This window comes from Fibrobacter sp. (genome assembly GCA_012523595.1).
Taxonomy (GTDB): domain Bacteria; phylum Fibrobacterota; class Chitinivibrionia; order Chitinivibrionales; family Chitinispirillaceae; genus JAAYIG01.
Window position 1 is genome coordinate 1 of sequence record JAAYIG010000079.1, and the last position, 20,767, is coordinate 20,767.

23 protein-coding genes are annotated in these 20,767 nt (G+C 45.5%); 12 read left to right on the plus strand and 11 right to left on the minus strand.

Features of this window, described 5'->3' with window-relative positions; all coding sequences use genetic code 11:
• The 12 genes from GX089_04800 to GX089_04855 all read left to right on the plus strand — a co-directional run.
• Positions 1-401, plus strand: a 401-nt coding sequence (locus GX089_04800; GenBank protein ID NLP01793.1) for an OmpA family protein, incomplete at its 5' end; no start/stop codon positions are given.
• 27 nt (positions 402-428) lie between these two features.
• Positions 429-1,172 (plus strand): tetratricopeptide repeat protein, encoded by a 744-nt coding sequence (locus tag GX089_04805; GenBank protein NLP01794.1) that lies wholly within the window; start codon positions 429-431, stop codon positions 1,170-1,172.
• Between the two features lie 241 nt (positions 1,173-1,413).
• Complete coding sequence (locus GX089_04810; GenBank protein ID NLP01795.1) at positions 1,414-2,001, plus strand: peroxiredoxin; 588 nt, start codon at positions 1,414-1,416, stop codon at positions 1,999-2,001.
• 62 nt (positions 2,002-2,063) lie between these two features.
• Entirely contained in the window at positions 2,064-2,450 is a 387-nt protein-coding gene (locus tag GX089_04815; protein ID NLP01796.1) for a desulfoferrodoxin, read from the plus strand.
• Between the two features lie 21 nt (positions 2,451-2,471).
• Positions 2,472-2,705: a hypothetical protein gene (locus tag GX089_04820; protein ID NLP01797.1), complete on the plus strand. Its 234-nt coding sequence runs from the start codon at positions 2,472-2,474 to the stop codon at positions 2,703-2,705.
• Positions 2,686-2,958 (plus strand): hypothetical protein, encoded by a 273-nt coding sequence (locus GX089_04825; protein NLP01798.1) that lies wholly within the window; start codon positions 2,686-2,688, stop codon positions 2,956-2,958. Before GX089_04820 ends, GX089_04825 begins: the two co-directional genes overlap by 20 nt.
• A 544-nt stretch (positions 2,959-3,502) precedes the next feature.
• On the plus strand, positions 3,503-4,924 hold the full coding sequence (locus GX089_04830; GenBank protein NLP01799.1) for a sigma 54-interacting transcriptional regulator: 1,422 nt from the start codon (positions 3,503-3,505) through the stop codon (positions 4,922-4,924).
• 112 nt (positions 4,925-5,036) lie between these two features.
• Positions 5,037-5,327 (plus strand): hypothetical protein, encoded by a 291-nt coding sequence (locus GX089_04835; protein NLP01800.1) that lies wholly within the window; start codon positions 5,037-5,039, stop codon positions 5,325-5,327.
• A 6-nt stretch (positions 5,328-5,333) separates the two neighbouring features.
• Positions 5,334-5,561 carry a hypothetical protein gene (locus tag GX089_04840; GenBank protein NLP01801.1) on the plus strand — a complete coding sequence of 76 codons (228 nt, stop codon included), beginning with the start codon at positions 5,334-5,336 and terminating at the stop codon, positions 5,559-5,561.
• A 330-nt stretch (positions 5,562-5,891) separates the two neighbouring features.
• Positions 5,892-7,568 carry an energy-dependent translational throttle protein EttA gene (gene ettA / locus GX089_04845; GenBank protein ID NLP01802.1) on the plus strand — a complete coding sequence of 559 codons (1,677 nt, stop codon included), beginning with the start codon at positions 5,892-5,894 and terminating at the stop codon, positions 7,566-7,568.
• Positions 7,569-7,598: 30 nt separating this feature from the next.
• Positions 7,599-7,931 carry a DUF4404 family protein gene (locus tag GX089_04850; protein NLP01803.1) on the plus strand — a complete coding sequence of 111 codons (333 nt, stop codon included), beginning with the start codon at positions 7,599-7,601 and terminating at the stop codon, positions 7,929-7,931.
• 74 nt (positions 7,932-8,005) lie between these two features.
• Positions 8,006-8,515 (plus strand): flavin reductase family protein, encoded by a 510-nt coding sequence (locus GX089_04855; protein NLP01804.1) that lies wholly within the window; start codon positions 8,006-8,008, stop codon positions 8,513-8,515.
• Positions 8,516-8,558: 43 nt separating this feature from the next.
• On the opposite strand, the gene GX089_04860 is transcribed toward GX089_04855, so the two are convergent.
• The 11 genes from GX089_04860 to GX089_04910 all read right to left on the minus strand — a co-directional run bounded on the left by GX089_04860 (position 8,559) and on the right by GX089_04910 (position 20,694).
• Entirely contained in the window at positions 8,559-9,086 is a 528-nt protein-coding gene (locus GX089_04860; protein NLP01805.1) for a prepilin-type N-terminal cleavage/methylation domain-containing protein, read from the minus strand.
• Positions 9,083-9,490: a type II secretion system protein gene (locus tag GX089_04865; GenBank protein ID NLP01806.1), complete on the minus strand. Its 408-nt coding sequence runs from the start codon at positions 9,488-9,490 to the stop codon at positions 9,083-9,085. Before GX089_04865 ends, GX089_04860 begins: the two co-directional genes overlap by 4 nt.
• Positions 9,490-10,887 (minus strand): hypothetical protein, encoded by a 1,398-nt coding sequence (locus GX089_04870; protein NLP01807.1) that lies wholly within the window; start codon positions 10,885-10,887, stop codon positions 9,490-9,492. The genes GX089_04865 and GX089_04870 overlap by 1 nt, the downstream gene beginning before the upstream one ends.
• Positions 10,862-11,350 carry a hypothetical protein gene (locus tag GX089_04875; protein ID NLP01808.1) on the minus strand — a complete coding sequence of 163 codons (489 nt, stop codon included), beginning with the start codon at positions 11,348-11,350 and terminating at the stop codon, positions 10,862-10,864. Before GX089_04875 ends, GX089_04870 begins: the two co-directional genes overlap by 26 nt.
• The gene (pilO, locus tag GX089_04880; GenBank protein ID NLP01809.1) at positions 11,347-11,901 is read right to left on the minus strand and encodes a type 4a pilus biogenesis protein PilO; all 555 of its coding nucleotides are present in this window, start codon (positions 11,899-11,901) and stop codon (positions 11,347-11,349) included. The genes GX089_04875 and pilO overlap by 4 nt, the downstream gene beginning before the upstream one ends.
• Positions 11,883-13,088, minus strand: a complete 1,206-nt coding sequence (locus GX089_04885) for a hypothetical protein (GenBank protein NLP01810.1) — start codon at positions 13,086-13,088, stop codon at positions 11,883-11,885. Before GX089_04885 ends, pilO begins: the two co-directional genes overlap by 19 nt.
• Positions 13,085-15,187 (minus strand): type II secretion system protein GspD, encoded by a 2,103-nt coding sequence (locus tag GX089_04890; GenBank protein NLP01811.1) that lies wholly within the window; start codon positions 15,185-15,187, stop codon positions 13,085-13,087. The genes GX089_04885 and GX089_04890 overlap by 4 nt, the downstream gene beginning before the upstream one ends.
• A 35-nt stretch (positions 15,188-15,222) precedes the next feature.
• Positions 15,223-16,923, minus strand: a complete 1,701-nt coding sequence (gene tadA, locus GX089_04895; GenBank protein ID NLP01812.1) for a Flp pilus assembly complex ATPase component TadA — start codon at positions 16,921-16,923, stop codon at positions 15,223-15,225.
• A gap of 109 nt (positions 16,924-17,032) precedes the next feature.
• On the minus strand, positions 17,033-17,803 hold the full coding sequence (locus tag GX089_04900; protein NLP01813.1) for a hypothetical protein: 771 nt from the start codon (positions 17,801-17,803) through the stop codon (positions 17,033-17,035).
• 83 nt (positions 17,804-17,886) lie between these two features.
• Complete coding sequence (locus GX089_04905) at positions 17,887-18,591, minus strand: hypothetical protein (GenBank protein NLP01814.1); 705 nt, start codon at positions 18,589-18,591, stop codon at positions 17,887-17,889.
• Between the two features lie 12 nt (positions 18,592-18,603).
• Entirely contained in the window at positions 18,604-20,694 is a 2,091-nt protein-coding gene (locus GX089_04910; protein ID NLP01815.1) for an elongation factor G, read from the minus strand.
• Positions 20,695-20,767: the final 73 nt, after the last annotated feature.

The following is a 20,767-nucleotide window of genomic DNA, read 5'->3' on the forward strand; positions in this document are numbered from 1 at the left end:
CATCTGACAACGCCATATTCAAAGAGGCTCAGCTCGCCGATGATCTGGCGATAAGAGCAAGGGAGGCGTTAAGGCCGGTGTATTTCGAGTACAACAGCTTCAGTCTTACTAGTGACGCTGTTGAAGCTCTGACTATTGCCGCTAGATTTCTCAAGGATAATCCCGGGATGCGTGTTCTGATTCAGGGGCATTGCGATGAAAGGGGTTCTTCAGAGTATAATATGGGCCTGGGAGAGAGGCGTGCAAAAGCAGTAAAAGACTACATGGAAAATTACGGGGTCGCACCAATCAGGATGGAGGTTACTTCCATGGGAAAAGAACAGCCCGTTATACCGGGTTGCACTGACGAAGAGTGTCATTCAAAAAATCGCAGGTCAGAATTTGTAGCCCTGGCAAGGTAATCTCAGAGAAGGCAGAAAGGTTAAACAATGAAAAGGAAAATCATTCTGGCAGTAGTTGCAGTCTTCACTTTGGCCTCTTTTCAGGGATGTTCAAACTTGACGATGTTGAGAACAAAGGAACTGAGAGCCATTCAGACCAGGGTGGATTCCCTGAACAACGAAATCTCAACCACCCAGAAAAAACTTCTTGAGGAACAGAAAACACAAAGCGAGTTGCTGAGACTGATCAGGGCCGATCAGCAAGTCAGGTTCAATGAACTCGATAGAAAAGTCTCCAATATAGAAGGTAATCTGTCAGAGAGCCAGCACAGGCTCTCCAAGATCGATCAGAAAACCGCTGAGTTCAATAAAAGACTCGAAGCAAAACTGATTGCCGATTCTATCGCCGCTAATTCCAGAGCTGCTGAAATAGAGAAACTCTTTCAGATCGCGATGAGTGATTTTAACGCGGGAAGGTATGATATATCCCTGAGCGGCTTTACAGATCTGGTTTCCCAGTTTCCTGAATCTCCATTGGCTCAGGAAGCGGAGTATTGGATTGCTGAATGCAGATATGCTAAAAAAGAGTACGCTGAATCGGAGAAGGAGTATTTGAAATATTTCAAAAAATATCCTCAGGGTTCAAAGGTGTGTGTTTCTCTTTACAAGCTCGGTCTGGTATATGACAAACAGGGAAAAACAAAATCAAAAACAATGGTTTGGAAAAAGCTGATCGAACAGTGTCCGGATTCCCAGGAAGCCAAGGTTGTGCAGGCACAGGGGATTAAATAAACAGAGGGGACAGGTACGTTTCCGTACCTGTCCCCTGTAAAACAGAAAACCCTAAACCAACATCTCTGTCTGTTTTTTCTGTTGATTTCATCCAAATATACAAAAATGTCTCAAAATTCCTCCCTGATTTTAAACACATACTCCCCTGAAAACCAGGCTTTTAGCCGGTTTTTTTGTCTGGCACGCCTCTTGCATATTTGTCCCCGTTCAATTTTGAGATTAACTTTAAAAGGAGGAACAAATGGCTTTACTGGTTGGAAGAACTGCTCCGGATTTTGTCGCTACTGCTGTAAAAGGTAAGAAGATTATTGATAAGTTCCGTCTTTCTGACCTTAAGGGTAAGAATATTGTACTGTTTTTCTACCCTCTCGATTTTACATTTGTCTGTCCGACCGAACTTCATGCCTTTAATGATCGGATCGAGGATTTCAGAAAGAGGGATACGGAACTGGTTGCGGTAAGTGTTGATTCACATTACAGCCATTATGCCTGGCTCTCCACCCCCAAATCACAGGGTGGAATTCAGGGAATAGAATATCCTGTAGTTTCTGATATCAAAAAAGAGATCTCAAAAGCGTACGATGTTCTTTTTGAGGATCAGGGTGTTGCTTACAGGGGATTATTCCTGATAGATGATAAATTTATTGTCCGTCATCAGCTTGTAAATGACCTTCCTTTGGGAAGAAGTGTCAATGAGGTGTTAAGGATGATCGATGCTCTTCAGTACTATACCGGGCATGGGGAGGTCTGCCCTGCCAACTGGCAGAAAGGAGAAAGGGCGATCATTCCGACTAATGAAGGACTAAAGGAATATTTCACAGTATCATAAAGGGAATCTTTCTGTTGTTTTCAACTGAAAAGCAGAACCTTGTTCAAGAAGAAGGAGGAAGTATGATCAGTAAGAGAAGTGTGTACAAATGTGATGGATGTGGTGCTGTAGTGGAGTCACTCTGGAATGGAAGCGAGAGCCTTTTCTGCTGCGGAAAAGAGATGAAGGAACTGAAAGCGAATACCACAGATGCCGCAAAGGAGAAGCATGTCCCCGTGATTGAACGGAACGGCAAGGTCGTGAAAGTCAAGGTAGGCGAGGTGCCTCATCCTATGACTCCTGAACACTATATCCTCTTTGTGGAACTGATCGCCGGGGACAAGGTTCTGCGTCATGAATTCAAAGAAGGTGATACCGTTGCAGAGGCGGTTTTCATGGTAGATGATGAAAATGTAAAGCTTTATGCCCGTGAATACTGTAACCTTCACGGCTTCTGGGGTACAATCTGAAGTATCCGCCTGGAGTGTCTTATGAAACTCTTGATGGGATATCTTGTTTTTTCCGGACTGCTTGCTTTGACCGGCGGGTTCTGCGGGTATTCCGGACACAATGGTGAACCTCTGGAGAAATTCTCCGGAGGTCCATCTGGATCTGACCCGGGAAACCGGGCAGAAGAGTGTCAGCAGGAAAAGCCTGTGATAATCAGAGCTGTGCTGGAAAACAGTGAACCGGGAGAGATTAGCCGTGTTATCTTTACCTATTGATGGCTCTGCGCCTGAGGACAGAATGTGTCTTGTCAATCGTGAAATCCTCAGGGTGCAGAGGCTGAATCGAATGCTTTTGTCCTGTGCTGATCACGGTGACCTTTACCGCAATGATGATTCCTGCGGGGTACTGTTTGGCATAGTCAGAGATTGTGCTTACAGGATGCTGGACCTTGCCGAAGCTGAAAAGAGAAAGCATATGGAAAGGGGGGGCTGGGCAGATCCGGAGAAGGCAGGAACTGATGGATCGTGAATCCAATGAATCTCCGTTGTTCGGGCAGAGCCCAAAATCCAAACACCCGCCTGGAGCTGCATGTGCCCGTAAGTATGATTGCCCGGATTGCTTCTTCTGTCAATGGTGCCCGGAAAGCCGCTGTCGATTATGCAGAAAAATCCCGCCGAATAAAGAAATGTCTGAAAATCAGCAACATTAATGGACACTTTTACTATTTTATCCATGTGATATGGATAGTAAAATTCTTTTTCTGGACATTAAACACCTCTCTTCAAGATTTGCAGCAGCTTATGCCGGCCAAACCGCAGAGTCAGGATCTGTAATAAAAAGCGCTGGAATTTCACCTGCATTGCTTTTTGAGGAATTAATTGCTGCCTGTGGAGAAAAAGAGATTCTCTCTAAGCCATCTGTTTCTCTTAAAGAGATAGAATTATCGGAACAGTTTGATCTGGTTGTTACTATAGGCAGAGAAACGGCAGCTAAGTGCCCGCTTCTCTCAGGTATACCTGCTGTGGTGAACTGGAATCTGGAAGAACCATCAGAATGTGACAGAATATCATGGATGGAATTTACAAAGGATCTGCGGGTCTATGTTGAGGATTTCTTCCGACACGGCTCCTTTAACGCTTTGCTCAGACAGCATATCTGTCTGGAAAATGTGATTGACAGCCTTCATGAGGGACTTCTTGCTCATGATCTTAACAGAAAGGTATTCCTTTTCAACCGTGGCGCTGAAAAGATAACCGGGGTAAGCCGTGACAAGGTGCTGGGCCGTGATTGTCACGACCTTTTTGCTCCTCATCTTTGTGGTGAGCAGTGCACATTTTGTGATAACAATGGCGATTTTTCCTGTCTGAAAGCACAGTCATACAATGCCATTTTTACCGGTGATGATGATTTGCGGAAGGAACTTGAAGTTGTACGGGCACCGCTCTTTGATGAAGAGGGGAAAATAAGGGGAGTCATAGCCACTTTATCTGATGTAACGCGGGTTCATGAGCTGGAAATGAAACTGGGTGAATCGGAGTCTTTCAGAGGAATAATAGGTCAGGATCATAAGATTCTCGCGATTTTCCAGCTTATTAAAGATCTCTCCTCAAGTGATTTTCCTGTAGTTATAACAGGAGAGAGCGGGACCGGTAAGGAACTGGTTGCCATTGCGATCCACAAGGAGAGCTCCCGCAGGGACAACCTCTTCGTACCTGTAAACTGTGGGGCACTGCCTGAAGGGACTCTGGAGAGTGAGCTGTTCGGTCATGTCAGGGGAGCGTTTACAGGCGCAATCAGGGACAAGAAGGGGCGTTTTGAACTGGCAGACAAGGGGACGCTCTTTCTTGATGAGATCGGGGAACTTACTCCCTCCATGCAGGTAAAACTCCTGAGAGTTCTTCAGGAGGGAGTTTTTGAGCCTGTGGGGAGTGAGACGCAGAAAAAAACCGATGTCAGGGTAATCTGCGCGACAAACCGCAATCTCAAAGAGATGGTTTCAAAGGGAGAGTTTCGCGAGGACCTTTACTATCGTTTGGCTGTTGTTCCCATAGAAATTCCTCCTCTGCGCGAACGGCGTAATGACATTCCTCTTCTGGCAAGACATTTTCTCATAAAAACTTCGGAGAGACTTTCCAGGGGAGAGATGATGTTTTCTGAAAAAGCAATCTCGCTTCTGATGAATTACGGTTGGCCCGGAAATATCCGTCAGCTTCAGAACGCCATACAGTTCGCGATGATCAAATGTAAAAACTCCTTTATTCTTCCTGAACATCTCCCGCCAGAAATCCAGAATGCACCATCTGTAAAGCAGGTTCAGGAAAGAGAGGGGCCGGCCAAAGTGGGACGGAAGCCAAAACTGACAGTCGCAGATGTTGAAAACGCTATGGTCAGAGCCGGCGGAAACAAAGCCAAAGCCGCAAGGATTCTTGGTGTTGGCAGGGCTACTCTTTATAATTTCCTCAACAGTCATCACAGAGTTCCGGAGATTTCCTGAGATAACATTCTGTGCTGAATTCATCTGTGTGGCAGTTGAATTGCATGTAGATTGAATCGATATCAGCTCTTGCTGAAAGAAATCATGTTAAACGGATCCCGGGAGGATCTTCATGAGAATCAGGTGGTTTCTTGCAGGCGGATTATCGGCTCTTACTGTTTTTCTGCTTATAAGTGCGGTTTCATATGGAAACGGGGTTACAGGCCGATACCAGATTGCCGGAACCGACAGACTTATCTACATACTCGATACACAGACCGGTGAGGTTCGATTCTGCGGTTCATCTGGTGATATCATCAGTTTCAGGCCTTTCAGTGAATCCCGGGAGGTAAAAATCCGGGAAAATGGATATTGCGGAGAGGGCTGCTGTGAGGGGCACGGAAAATATGAAACCGGGAAATAGGCTGATATGATACTGGAATGGAATATAAAGGTTGAAACCTACAGTGGATACAAAGCCGATGAATACCCGGTACGATTCTGGATTGGTGAGGAGCGTCTGGAGATTCTGGAAATAGAGGACCGATGGTACAGTCCGGGATTTACCTATTTTAAAGTGTTTGCCGATAATGCCCGCCATTACATACTCAAGTGGTCCACAGATAACGACCACTGGACTGCAAAGGAAATAAACTGACATTCATCCTTAAAGACCTCCTGTGTGGCTGATTTTACTAAGCCCCACATCAAAATGTACCAGTAATTCTGTCTGGAAAATATTAGTTTAAGTCTCGGTATCTGATTTCATTGATGTCTTGTTAATTTAAAACGTATTTATACTGTTTGTTTCCGGGTCGGGTCGATATTGGAAGGTTTTCATTTTCGATATTGATACCTGTTCCTGAAACTGCAGTTTTACGAGATGTAAAATTCACCAGACACTGCTTTCAGATACAGAGAAGAACAATAATTATTGTTCACAAAAAATCAGTGTAATCATCTTAATCAGGTTAATCAATGGTAACATATGGCTGAGAAATTTATCTACTACATGAATCGTTTGACCAAGGTGTATCCTCCCAAAAAAGAGGTGTTAAAGGATATCTGTCTGTCGTTTTACTATGGAGCAAAAATCGGGATAATAGGAACAAACGGCTCTGGGAAAAGCACGATTTTGCGAATTATGGCCGGAATAGATACCGAGTTTCAGGGTGAGGCCTGGATAGAGCAGGGGAGAACTGTGGGGTATCTTCCCCAGGAGCCTCTCCTGGATCCTGATCTCGATGTGAGAGGAAATGTGGAACTGGCTGTCAAGTCCACCAGGGATCTTTTAAATGAATTTGAAGAGGTATCTGCGAAGTTTGGTGAGGAGATGAGCGATGAGGAGATGGATAAGCTGATGGAGCACCAGGCAAAGCTTCAGGACAAAATAGATGCGATCGATGCCTGGGAGCTTGACAGACAGCTTGAAATCGCCATGGATGCCCTGAGGCTTCCTCCGGGTGATGCCGATGTAAAGTCACTTTCAGGAGGTGAGAGACGCCGGGTTGCCCTTTGTAAACTGCTTCTGCAGAAACCCGACCTTCTTCTGCTCGATGAGCCTACAAACCACCTGGATGCTGAATCGGTAGCCTGGCTCGAACGTCATCTGCGGGAGTACAAGGGATCGGTTATTCTTGTCACTCACGACAGGTATTTTCTTGACAATGTGGTTGAATGGATCCTTGAGATAGACCGGGGACATGGGATTCCATGGAAAGGCAATTACAGCTCCTGGCTGGATCAGAAGACCTCCAGGATGGCTCAGGAGGAAAAAGAGGAGAGCGTGCGTCAAAGACGCCTGAAGAAGGAGCTTGAGTGGGTAAGGATGAGCCACAAGGCCCGTCAGGCAAAGGGCCGGGCGCGTCTTAACGCCTATGAACAGTTACTGAGCCAGGCCACTCCCGAGAAAGTCACCACAGCACAGATAATAATCCCTCACGGGCCGAGACTGGGTAATACTGTAATCAGGGCAGAGGGGCTTTCCAAAGCGTATGGTGACAAACTTCTGTTTGAGAATCTCAGTTTCGATCTTCCCAGAGCTGGTATCGTGGGGATTATCGGGGCAAACGGTACTGGTAAAACGACTCTTCTGCGTATGATAACCGGTTCTGAAAAACCCGATTCGGGAGTTTTGAAAATAGGGGAAACCGTTGTTCTCAGTTATGTTGACCAGACCAGGGATGCTCTTGACAGTTCAAAGACTGTTTTCGAGGAAATAACGGGCGGAAAAGACACTATCATGCTTGGTAAAACAGAAGTGAATTCACGGGCTTACGTGGGAAAATTCAACTTTTCCGGTTCTGATCAGCAGAAACTCGTAGGAGAGCTTTCAGGTGGAGAGCGTAACCGGGTGCACCTTGCCAAACTGCTTCAGACCGGAGGAAATGTGCTTCTGCTTGACGAGCCGACAAACGATCTCGATGTCGAGACTCTTCAGGCGCTCGAACAGGCGATCAGTGATTTTGAAGGCTGTGCCGTTATTGTCAGCCATGACCGCTGGTTCCTTGACAGAATCGCCACCCATATTCTGGCGTTTGAAGGAGACAGCACTGTTGTGTTCCATGATGGAAATTATGAATCATATGAGGAGCACCGCAGAGAGAGACTTGGTATAGATGCAGACATGCCTGTAAGAGTCAAGTACAAACCATTGCACAGATAGAAGATCACTGATTTCGAAAGGGGAATCCGGATGCTTAGCGAATCTCTGCAGAGAATAGAGAAGGAAATAAGGGAAAACCAGTCGATCAGTGAGGAACAGAAAAATGAACTGCTCGAGCTTGTCAATAAACTGAAACAGGAGATTTCTGTTCTGGGTGAGACCCATAAAGAGGACGCACGCAGTATCACTCGCTTTACAGAAGTATCACTGGCGGAAGCTATGAGAGATGTCCGTAATCCGGAACTTTTGAAGCATGCTCTTGAAGGTTTGTCTTTATCTGTGAGAAGGTTTGAGGTCTCTCATCCTGTATTGATCGGCGTGATAAATAATATCGGCCGGGTACTCTGGAATATCGGGATTTAATTGCCTGAAATGTTCATAAGACACTTACGCACTATTTATATTTTCTGCTAAACCATCAGAACAGGAGTACTGAAATGCATCCGGTTGATTACATGGCAGTAGCAGAAAAAGCAATGAATCAGATACGTAAAGGTGCCTTCCTTACCGTCCAGTCCGGAGACGATCTCAACGTGATGACTATCGGATGGGCTTCGGTGGGTTTCATGTGGGCCAGACCCATGATGACGGTTATGGTACGTAAATCAAGACATACCTTCAAGCTGATCGAAAACACCTCTGAATTCACAGTAAGTGTACCGATGGTTGATGCTGCAAAGGCGCTTGAATTCTGTGGCTCCGAATCCGGAAAAAATCATGATAAACTCAAAGCGTGTGGTCTGGAAATTCTCCCCGGAGAAAAAGTCCACACACCCGTGATAAATATCCCCGGAATTCATTTCGAATGCAAAATCGCATTCAAATCACCGATGGATCCATCTTTCCTGATCGAGGGATATAAGCATCTATATCCCAACAAGGATTACCACACGCTTTATTTCGGTGAGATCGTTTACTGTTACTCTACAGTGGATGAAAAGGGATAATTGGCTTACCTGTGGACGATGATCCGGGGTGATCCGGATCTCGTCACCAGAAATCATCACCGAAGAAATCATCCTTCTTCGGTGACACTTTGTTCGGTTTTACAGTTATACTGTTTGCAAGTGTATCGTAACCGTTTGTCATGATAAGTGAGATCTCAAACAGTACCGGATGATACTCCTCGATCCTGTCCTCTTCAAGATCCCTGATTCTGAAATCTGTAATCTTATTCCTCATGTCAACCATCTTCACTGTATCCCCATTGCAGAGCAGGTTTTCGTCCCTGAAAACATAGCTCAGAGTATCTCCATCATCAGGGGATAAGAAGAAAATCTGTCTTTCACTCCACGAAAGGACCTCTGGAGATTTTCTGATCTGCGAGGAGATGGTGTGTATTATCCGGTTGGCTTCACTGGAAAACTGAGACTTTGCTGAATGTCTTGCTATGTGTGTGTTCACACTGTTCCAGGTGTAATAAACTGTTGATATCACAATAAGGCTGATCGCTACACCTACCATCAGTTCGATAAGTGTGAATCCTTTATACCGGATCTCATTTCTGTTTTGCTTCATTGATGATATCCCTGAAGGAAGCGGAATCTAAGAGGGTTTTCAGGATTGGAATTATCACTGACTGAAACTTCAATTTCCATCATCGCAGGGTTGCTTTCCACAATGGAGATATCATCCTGAGGAATAACACGGCGCTCGACCTGGTACTGCCTTTTCCCCACTGTTGCAATATAGGTGCAATCTTGAACAGCCTCAAAGAATGCTGCTTTGGTTCTGATGCGTTCAATCTCATTTTCCGCCAGTGTTGTACTGTTCATGACAACAGTCGCTCTGCCGTGAATTCTATCCGCAGAGAAGAGTGCCTTCATGAGAGCGGCAGAAATGCATGACAGGATAAAAATAGCTACTATGACTTCAAGTACTGTGAAACCGCCTTGCTGCTCAATTCTTTCCTTGTATGTCATCAATCTTCCCTCCAGCCTATGATTGAGGGCAGGCCGCTGTAGAAGGGCATTTTATAATCGGTTATATTATCCAGGGGTGAGAGTTTTCCCGGGATCGAATTGACCTCTATAGCCTTGGCAGTTGTATCTCCGGTAAGCGGCTGGAGGTTACCTTCGCAATCAGTGACTTTTGCGGCTCTGATAAGTCCTTTCATTGTGCCAAGATGGCATACAGTGCGTTGTGCCCAGAGAATTCCGGTAACAAAAACGTCTTTTTCGGTTTTAATTCCTCCCGGGCTTGACAGAGCCATGCAGGTAGCATCGACTTTCGACTCCTCTGCCAATGTAATGGAAAATGAAGTGGAATCCGTGGATGCTTTATTCTGCTGGGAAGATCCTCCAGTACAGACCAGGGTACTTTTCTCCATCACCTCGGCTCTCCCGTATACCGTAATTCTCTGAATGGCCAGTGCATCACCTTTAAACCTGGCATCATCACCTATAAAGATACGGCTGTTGGAGAACATCGATGATTCTCTGATGTCGGATTTATCAAGAATTCTGATTTCTCCTCCAACTGTAAAGCTCAATCCCCTTGCAGTTACTTCTCCTGTAAACTGAAGATCATCCATTACCGTTATTTCCCTGTCAGACTCCCAGTCTATTTCCATATAGGAACCATCGATAAACAGAGGACCATTTACCACATCAGGAATCTTTTCCAGGTCGCTGTTGGATTGAATGACAAGCGGCGGATCGTAAAGCGCGGTGTCAGCAATCTGCAGACGTGACTGGTATTCGGAAAGCAGTTTTGAGAGAAGCTGGGATTGTCCTGTTGAAACTGTGTCTTTTATCTGCACAATTTTACCATTTGGTGTCTGTCCCTCCAGTGGATTTTCATTCATTAGAATAAGCACCGTATCAGGGAGAGCGGGTACTTTGCTTCCAAGTATTGCCTGTACTTTCCTTCTATTTTCGCGGAATTCTCCAATGGACTCCATGACAAAAAAGATCCCCTGTGGGGAAAGAGAGATCTGGGATTTCCCGAAAGAGTCGCTTCTGAACAGATCGATCAATTCCGGCTCGCTGCCCAGTTCAAAACCTGAAGTGTCTTTGATGTCGATCAGGTCGCTCCCGAACATCGAATCGAGTGTCGAGATAGTTTTTAGTGTATCGGAAAAAGAGTCGTTATTTGCAAAATATTTTTCAATGCCCTTGTAGACACCTGAACGCGCATTGAGCAGTGCCTGGAGGGATGATGGTGAATGAAGAAGCGGTTTTGCGAATGTTAACTGGTGCAGCATGTAGGAGAAGACTGCAATAAAACCGATTGCGGTAAAGACAAGCACAACAGGTAGAGCGCTTCCCTGACAGTCCCGGTTTAGGAATGGATCATTTCTCTTCAACCGTAAGCTCATAGGTCCCCCGTTGATCGCGCAGGACTATCCGGTTCTCCTTGATGGAAATAATCTCCTGCCCGAGGGCTGTTTCCCCCACTCCACGGATATAGGTTTCACCTCTTTCATCCTCGACAATCGCCAGAGATTTCTCCTTTAAAAGAATTCCCTTAAGGAAGAGTCTGGGACGTTCAGGTAAAGTGGAATGGGTAGATTTGTTCCGGGTTATTTTTACTCCTCCTTTACGGAATGGACTTTCAAAATGCCCGGCATAGGTAAAACTCTCGCTTGTATCTTCAATCTGCAGCGCAGTGTTTATTAACCGGAGACCTTTGTCGTCGATCAGGGAATTACCACTTACGGTGTTACTGCCGGTTCCGGTAAAGAGTTCAGGAAGTTCAGAGAGAATCGAGAACGATGCTGCGAGAAGTACCACTGAAAGCAGCAACATTATGGTTGAATTTGGATGGAATATTTTTTTCATATATTCTGTAACGGTATAAAACAGGTTACCAGGATCTTCGCTTCTATTCCGCCTTCCGGCTTTGATTCCATCGCCAGACGTTCTATCTTGAACATGAAAGGAATCTTTTCAAGTGAGGAGATGAATTGTCCAAGAGCGTGATATGTTGTGGTCATGTCCAGAATCACCGGAAAAAGGACAAAATCCTCATTTCTTGATTCCGCCTGAGGCTGCATTTTTACAAATCTTATATCAGAGGCGCGTGCTTTGGCGATGAGTGTTTCAAGGAATGAAGACAATCCGGCAGAATCAGCCTGATTTCCAATACGGCTGTTTAATTTTTCCTGCAGCAGCGTGTTTTTCTTCTCAATTTCGCTCCTTATCTGTGAATATCCGTTTTCTGAAGAAATAAGTTCCCGGTAGCTGGAAAGCTCTCTGCTTTTTTCTTTGTATCGTGCAAGTTGGTCCGATACAAGCTCTTTTGTGCAGAAAGCGGCCAGAAACAGCGAGGCGCTGAGCACCAGGATAGTCAGAGATTCTCTGGAGACTCTTTTTAAAATTTCAGTGTGCATAATATCTTGAATCTGCAATAGTCTTTCAGCTTTTCATCTCTTTCCAGTGATGCTAAACTGACATTTGTTATAAAATGGGGGCTGTTGAGCCTCTTGATCATCTCTGTTACTATTGTCTCTGATTCCGCCCATCCTGTAAGTGCTGCTCTGAATTGATTCTTCTGTCCAGGTACAGGTTCTGAGCCGAACCGCTCGAAGAAAAGCCCCACCGGCCTTTTGGAACCAAGATAATGAAGAAGTTTCCCCCACTGAGTCGGTTGGGTGGCAAGACTTTGAAGCCTCAGGTGCTTTTTTGCCAGTGTTTCCCCGGATTTAAGCAGATCTTTTATCTCGGTGTTGTTAGCAATGATGCTATTGTACTCGGATTTGCACTTGTTAATTTGAGCCGAGGTGTTGTGGTTCATGAAAAAAAGTACAGCGGCTGTCAGGAGCGGGAGCAAAAAAAGCGCACAGGAAATTAATACCGCAGCTTTCCGGATTTTCCTGAATCTGAGGCCTGCTGATGGTCCGCTGAATGATGGTACCGGAGTCCCGATATGACAGAATGCGAGGCCTGCTGCTCTTATAATAGAAATATCGTCCGACGGTGTCTTAATCTGCTGGATAGAAAACTGATCTCCGGGGTAGATCGTCTGCTCATTGAAAATGTAAACAGTACGCGGGAAAGGGATGCCTCTTTCAAATGTGGTCCAGTACCTCTCAATCCGTGCGATAAAAGGCTGGAGATCGGAAGAGTCGCTTAGACGGAAAACTGCTGCAAGTCTTCTGTTCCGGATAAGCCCGATTATATAAAACTTACCATCCCGGAAAATTGAAAGAAAAGAGTCCTCAGACTTTTCAAGAAGATGCAGGGGAAGTGTACACAGGAAAGCATCATCAGGATAAATTCCGAAGAGGTTATTATCGAGGAGGTCAGCGTGGAACTGGTGGTGCGCAGGGAGAGTGCAGGCTGATAAGTAGTCCCCATCGGCTGTGCTGTATGGACTGCCCTCTCCAGGCAGTGAGCGGACCCACCTGGATTCGATTCCAAGACAGACGCTTTTATCCATCAAGAGAGCGTTCCTGTTCCTGTTGTTTATCACCCATCTTGATGTGCCTGAAAGTTTCCACTTTCCACCAGATTCACTCATGGTGGCGGAAACATAATAACCATCGGCTGAAACTGCTATTCCTGTAAGCTTCTTCATTTCGGGGTTGAACCGGTTGTATCTGCTTCTGTTTTACCCGGACCTGGCTTAAGAGTGGCAGATGAGTCATTTACAATTATAGTGCTGTCGGTTTCAGAACTGCGCCCGGATAGCTCTTCCACTTTACCGGCCGGGGTTTCTTTTACAGATGCACTGTCGCTGTTGAACCTGGAACGGATTTTTTTCTTACTATAGTAAATCTTCTTTTCCAACATGTCTTTATCGTAAACTTCAAACTGTTCCAGCTCTTTTTTCAGATCTACATGATCTTCTCTTGTCACAATGTGTGGTGTGATAAAGACAACCAGGTTTGATTTACTTCGGGTCTTGCCGGAGTGTCGGAAAAGAGGTCCGATTATGGGAAGACTGCCGAGAACAGGGATTCTGTAATTGTAAGCTGTCTCCTGGTTTTTGATCAATCCGCCAAGTACCAGAGTTTCTCCATCGTTGAGACGTACTGTTGTGGAAATAGATCTTGTTGACACATTCGGATAGCCCTCATAGTTGGTTTTTTCCGAGTTTGAAACATTGGGGCTGATCTCAGCAGTAATCTGTCCGCTCTGGGAGATCCATGGGACAATGTCAAGTTGAATTCCGAATTTGATTGGCTGAAAGCGGGATGTCTGATTTTCTCCAACCCCGGTGACAATTTTAAAGTACTGGGTCTCGCTGACATCTATGGATGCCTTGTTACCATTGAGAGTCAATATCGAAGGCTGGGCGAGAACCTTGGCCTTATCCTGGGTTTCAAGAAATCTCAGAACTGAAAAGAGTTCATCGGGTATGCCCTTTAAGTCATTGGAGGAAATTTTAAACGCCCTGCCTAGAAAGTCTTTCAGGGTCTTGCCGCTTAAACCGATTTCGAAATTTTGGCTTCCTTTGTAAAGTTTGTGCTGGGGGAAAGGTGTCAGCAAGTATGAACTGTCCATCATGCTTCCAAGCTTTCCTGATCTCATCCCGAATTCCTTGTCCAGGTTATCCTTGAACTCCACTATTACCGCATCGATGCGTACCTGGGGAGTGGGTATATCGATTGTGTTGAGAAACTCTCTTGCTGTGACGATATCCTCGGATGTGCCGGAAATGAGAACGGCATTCTGTTCCTTTATTACCCGTACGTTAGTGGATGGAATATCCTTGGGGAGAAGTGCAGGGATATTGTCAGCTTTTATGTGTTTCAGATGAATCAGTTCTGATTTGGAAAGTGCCTGTCCGGATGGGGTTGCTGTGTTGCGGTCTCCGATAAGTATCACGTTTTCCTTTTGCACAAAAGTAAATCGGGTTCCTCCAAGCAGAAGAGCCAGAGCTTCTGTTAATGGTGCGCTGTTCAGTTTGGCGTTGATCTCGCTTTTAATACTTCCATAGGTTATGATCTCAACATCACCCTGTTCGGCTATGGCCCTGATTATATCCTCAAGATCCCCGTTTGAGACATCGAGTGAGACCATCCCATTGCTGTATTCTACAAAAAAATTGGTTTTTGAGGTTGAAGAGCCATGGAAACGGGAACTGGACGGAGGGCTGGAGGGTTCTCCTCCGGAGAGAACCTGATAGATATTCTTTCTTTTGAGAACTTTAAATCCATTTCCTTCCAGAAGCGCCCTCAGTCCGTCTTCAAGCTTTACCTGGTAGAGTTTACCTGTTATTTTCCCTTCTACTTTGGCTTCCGGAACTATGCTCACTGCCGTTTTTGACGAGATCTCTTTCAGAAATTCCTTGACATCTACATTCTGCACATCGACGGTTAACTTGCCGTCGTAATAACGGATCATTGACTTCTGCTCATCCGTGGCCTTCTGTATCCTGTAAACACTGCCTTCTCTCACCACTTCCAGACCATTTGATTCAGCAATGCTTCGCAAACCCTCCATTATGGGCACATCAACAAGGTGAAGAGTTACCCGGCCCGTAATACCCTGGTCCAGAAGAATACTGATGTTATATCCTTTGGAGATCATCCGGATAACATCCCTGATATCGGTGTCCTTTACATCGATAGACATCCTCTGTTCCTGCTGAGCAGTGTCTGTCTGCAGGGGAGCAGCCTCCAGCGAAATTGAAAACAATACTGCCGCAATAATACTGATTACGATTCTCATGAAAATTTCCCGTGAGAGTTTTTCTGTCTTCCGGTTCATCTGATATCTTCAACCAGGACTACTCTGAGGAGTTCCTCCGGAGTAGTTATACCCTGTTCAATTTTTGAGATTCCATCATTAATAAGAGAGCTGAATCCCTCGTCACGCAATGACTTCCGTAAAGCACTGTCAGAGATGTCATCCGCTATAAGAGAGCGTATCTTCTCATTTACTTCTATCAACTCGAAAATCCCGACTCTTCCCTTATACCCTGTTTTTTTGCACCGCTCGCACCCCTCAGTGGTATAAGAGCGGGGGATACTGTAGTTGCCAAGTAGCGACTCCCATTTTCTCCTTGTCTCACCTGAGATTTCCGCTTCCTTTTTGCAGTGGGGACAAAGTACCCTTACAAGTCTCTGAGCGATAATTGCCAGCAGTGATGAGGAGATAAGAAAAGAGGGAATCTTTAGATCCCTTAAGCGTGTAATAGCCGAGACAGCATCATTTGTATGCAATGTCGAGAAAACAAGGTGCCCGGTCTGGGATGCCTGTACAGCTATCTGGGCTGTCTCAGTATCGCGGATCTCTCCGACCAGGATTACATCAGGGTCCTGACGGAGTATCGAACGTAAAACTGCGGCAAACGTAACACCAGCCTTCTCGTTTATCTGAACCTGATTTACACCATCAAGTTTGTACTCAATAGGATTCTCTATTGTAGTGATGTTGATGGCTTTGTGCCGGATACGGTTCAGGCATGCAAAAAGGGTAGAACTCTTTCCGCTTCCGGTGGGCCCTGTCACAAAAATCATCCCTTGAGGCTTTTCTATGATTTGAGAGAGTGAATTCAATGCAGGAGCGGGTATTCCCAGATTATTAAGATCAAGCAGTGATTTATCATGCTTCAGAATACGGATAACTGTTTTTTCCCCATAATGGGTTGGCAGAGTGGAGACACGAAAGTCGTATGCCTGAGCACCAACATTGTGCCTTATGCGCCCATCCTGGGGTACACGCTTCTCAGCTATGTCAAGGTCTGCCAGAATTTTGATTCTGGAGGTCAGAGGTGAGTACATCCACTTGGAAATCTCAGAATACTGCTGCAGCATTCCATCGATGCGCAGTCTTATAACAGCATTGCTTTCTGATGGCTCGATATGGATATCGGATGCATCAAGCTTGATTGCCTCATTGAATATAAGAGACACCATCCTTACCACAGGCTCTGCCTCGGTCCTCTGACGAATCTCCTCTATGGAAAGGGACTCGTCGATCTGAAGCTGCTTTTCGTACTCACGCGCGATCTTACCAGTAAACTGTTTGAAAGCCGAATCTCCCTCGAAGAGCTTCTGAAGCATTTTCTTCATTTGTGATGGTGTGGTGAGGACTGCTTCTACTGTTCTGTCGCTGATCAGTTCAAACTGTAGAATAGTGTCAAAATCAAGAGGGTCGGTGATTGCCAGACGGAGCAATGTATCGCTGCTGTCAAGAGGAAGGACATGTCCTGATTTGAGCGTATCAGGGGAGAATTCTCTGAGTAGTTCTGTGCTGATCAGGTTTTCTATCTCTGGAACAAATTCCATCGAGAACTGCTCAGCCAAAGCCTCGTAGAATTCTCTTTCGGTAAGCAGGCCCTGTTCAAGCAGGATTTCACCAATCCTTGTACCCTGCTTTTCTGCCTGCTGCGCGGCTTCCTCCAGTTTTGATTCCTGAATAGAAAGACGGCTTTGAATTATTGACCCGATTCTTTTTATCATTAATGATATTTTCCAGGGTTGAATGTGGAATTATGGAGAAAATAACATTTGTTCACCGAATTATGCGAGAGTGCCGGCTAACAGGGAAAAATTCCGTTTCGGAATTTTACTATCTGGAGATTATTCCGGAATAGGTGACAGGGGGGATATTGAAGTAGATCCTTACAAAGAGACTGAAAGCTGATTCCAGTTTGTTGCTGTAGGAGATTTCCGGATTTCTCTTCTTATTGAGAAGTTCACGTTTCTGCCACAGTTTAATCTGATAAATAAGCTCTTTAGTGGCGATTCTGAGTTTGACAACATGATCCGGAGTTGATCGCCAGTGATTGATTCTCGCATCGGACTTAGGCGAGTTCAGTGATACGTCAAATTCCTCTTCCGGTATGCGGATTTTCTTGTTTATAGATTCAGGAGTGTTCTTTGAAAGGTAGAGAAGAGCATTAAAACCGCGCAGGAAACGCGGCAGGAAGGCGTCTAGGTAGAGGCATTTTCCCCAGTTTTCGTTTTTTAAGTCTTTCTCGAACTGTTCAAGCGTGGGGATAAATGTCTTGCAGACCCGGTTAATCTGTTTACCCTCGAATTCTGTCAGGTAGTAAGCTTTTTCCACTGGTTCACGATAGGTCGTTTTCTCTGAACTGTGTCTGGTATTCTTAATGTAAATATCATCGAGAGTGGAGATTACAATCTGATCATCGGTATCATCGAATGTAATCCTGGCACGGCTGACAGCTCCGGTCTGTTTATTGTAGGATAGAGAAATTTTAGCCAGAATTATCGGAAATTCCGTCCGGGGCAGAAGTGTTTTTGTGCTGTCGGAGTCAGCTGAAACTGCTGCACTTATAAGGAACGGCAGAACAACCGCCATCAGAGGTAACTTCATCCTGGTTTTCCCGTCTATTCAGTTTCTTCCTCTGAAAACTACAAAATAGTTCTTTGCCCGGACAGGTCAACGGGGTATCCCGATCAAGGTTCTTCAGCAATCAGAAGAATCTGGGGATCGAGCTTCAGATTTAAATCATCTGTACGGATGGTCCCATGGTCCTTCACCAGGTTCAGATAAACATGATTATCTCTTGGCTTGAGCAGAATAAGAACATCGATATCGTTGATAAAGGCAGCGAGCACTTCAGGAATGTTATTTGGCAGAAAGTTGCTTTCCCTGTGCAAAGTGGCACTGAACCATATCCCGATACCCATGTCCTGTGCAAACCGTTTAAAACTGCTGAATTCCTCTGCAGAAACCTTCGAGAAATCATAACCATCGATTATGATGAGATCAGCAGTGAAATTTCCGTCAAGAATCATCGAGCGGAGACTTCTCTGCACCTGTTCGGCACTGACCCCATCCTGCCGGAAATTCATGATAACTCTGTTCTTGATTATATCATCATGAACATCCATGGCGCAATCTAGTTTATATCTCCGGGCGATTTCCTCGAAAATATGCTCATACCACGACACTATATGAGCGGTGTCTGCGGAAAAAGAGACATGAATCAGATTTTTGCCCTGGAAGAGCTGATCAGTGGCGATGTGTACCAGACAAGCGGTCTTGCCGGTGCCCTTTCTGGAAGCAATTACTCCGATATTTCCTTTCCCGACTCCGCCATGGGTTGATTTTTCCAGAATCCTGAGGGGGCTTCTGGTGATAATCTCGTGTTTTATCATGTAGAAACTCCTTTATTTCCCTTTTTGGGTCTGGTTCTTTTTTTCCTGGAACTCCTTTTTGAGCTGTTCAGCAATTGATGCCGGTACTTTGCCGTATCTGAGGAACTCCATTGTGAATTCGGCTTTACCCTGTGTCAAAGAACGAAGTACTGTGGAATACCCGAACATCTCACTGAGTGGTACTTCGGAGTCCACTCTGGTGAAATTGCTTTCCTCTGTCGTGCTTATGATTACACCGCGTCTCTGGTTGATGCTTCCCAGGATATTTCCCTGAAACTCAACCGGCCCCTCGATCGAAACCTTCATTATTGGCTCCAGAATCTCGGGTTTTGCCTTCTCATAAGCCATCCAGAAACCACCGATTGCAGCCTGCTGGAATGCGATATCGGATGAGTCTACCGTATGATAGTTTCCATCGTCAATAGTGATTTTTACTCCCACAATAGGAAACCCGATGAGTCTTCCTTTGGACAGACAGGCTTTAAAACCCTTGTCGCAGGAGGGAATGTACTCGTTTGGTATCACTCCGCCTTTGATCATATCGACAAACTGGTAATCACTCCCGGTATTCGGTTCCATGATTCCGGCAACACGCCCGTATTGTCCGGCTCCACCGGTCTGCTTCTTATGAGTATAATCGAAGCGTGCGGCCTGAGTGATTGTTTCACGGTAAGCAACCTGAGGCATTCCGGTTTCAAGATCCACTTTGTACTCCCGTCTCATACGCTCGATATAAATATCGAGATGAAGCTCGCCCATACCTCTGATAATCGTTTCGTTTGATTCCGGATCGACAAAGGTCTTGAATGTCGGATCCTCTTTTATAAATCGATTCAGAGCTTTTGACAGATTATCCTCAGATTTCTTATCCTTGGGTTTGATCGCCAGGGAGATAACAGGCTCCGGCACATACATAGTTGTCATAGAGACATTGAGAGAGGTGTCACAGAATGTGTCACCCGAGGCACAGTCAATTCCAAACAGGGCAACAATGTCCCCACAGCGGGCCTCTGTTATGTCTTCCATGGAACTTGAGTGCATTCTGATAAGTCTCCCGACCTTGAAACGCTTGCCGCTTCTGGAATTGTATATCTCTGAGCCCTTTTTCAATGACCCCTGATATACTCTAATATAAGTCAGTTGCCCGTATTGTCCATCCTCCAGCTTGAATGCCAGAGCGATGAGCGGAAGAGAATCATCTGCTTTTACAGGGAACAGCCCATCGTTGTTATTCATATCGTGTGCTTCATAGCTGATATCCGATGGATTTGGAAGGTAATCCATGACTGCATCGAGCAGCGGCTGTATCCCTTTGTTCTTATAAGCCGACCCGACTAAAACAGGGGTGAGATCCAGAGATAGTGTGCCTTTGCGTATAGCATCCTTGATCTGCGCAACAGTCTCTTTACCTTCCAGATAGGCTTCTGCAAGTTCATCAGAATACATTGACACAGCATCCATCAACTCTTCACGCATCTCTTGTGCTTTAGCCTGAAGGTCTGCCGGGATCTCCGCCTCGCGGAGTTCCTCTCCCCCCTTACCGTCAAAATAGATGGCTTTCATACTCACCAGATCAACTACTCCCTCCAGCTTATCTTCAAGGCCGATAGGAATCTGAATCATCACGGCATTATGTCCCAGCTTCTCTCTGAGCTGCTCTTTGACTCTGAAGGGATTGGCACCGGACCTGTCGCACTTATTAACAAAAGCAAGACGCGGCACTTTGTATCTTTTCAGCTGCCTGTCAACGGTTATCGACTGGGACTGTACGCCTCCCACCGAACAGAGCACAAGTATAGCTCCGTCAAGAACACGCAATGCCCTCTCGACTTCGATAGTGAAGTCGACGTGTCCGGGGGTGTCGATCAGATTAATCTCATAGTCTTTCCATGATACGTTTGTGGCAGCAGAGGCGATTGTTATACCTCTTTCGCGTTCAAGCTCCATGGAGTCCATCGTCGCTCCAACTCCATCTTTGCCTTTTACTTCATGGATTGCATGGATCTTCTTGCAATAATATAGGATTCGCTCGGAAAGGGTCGTCTTTCCCGAGTCAATATGCGCGCTGATTCCGATATTGCGCATTTTCGCGATGTTCGCCATAAAATAAAACCTCTCACAAATGAACATTTTGGCTCGTTCCCGGCAATGCCGGAGAACTGCCTGTTAAATTATT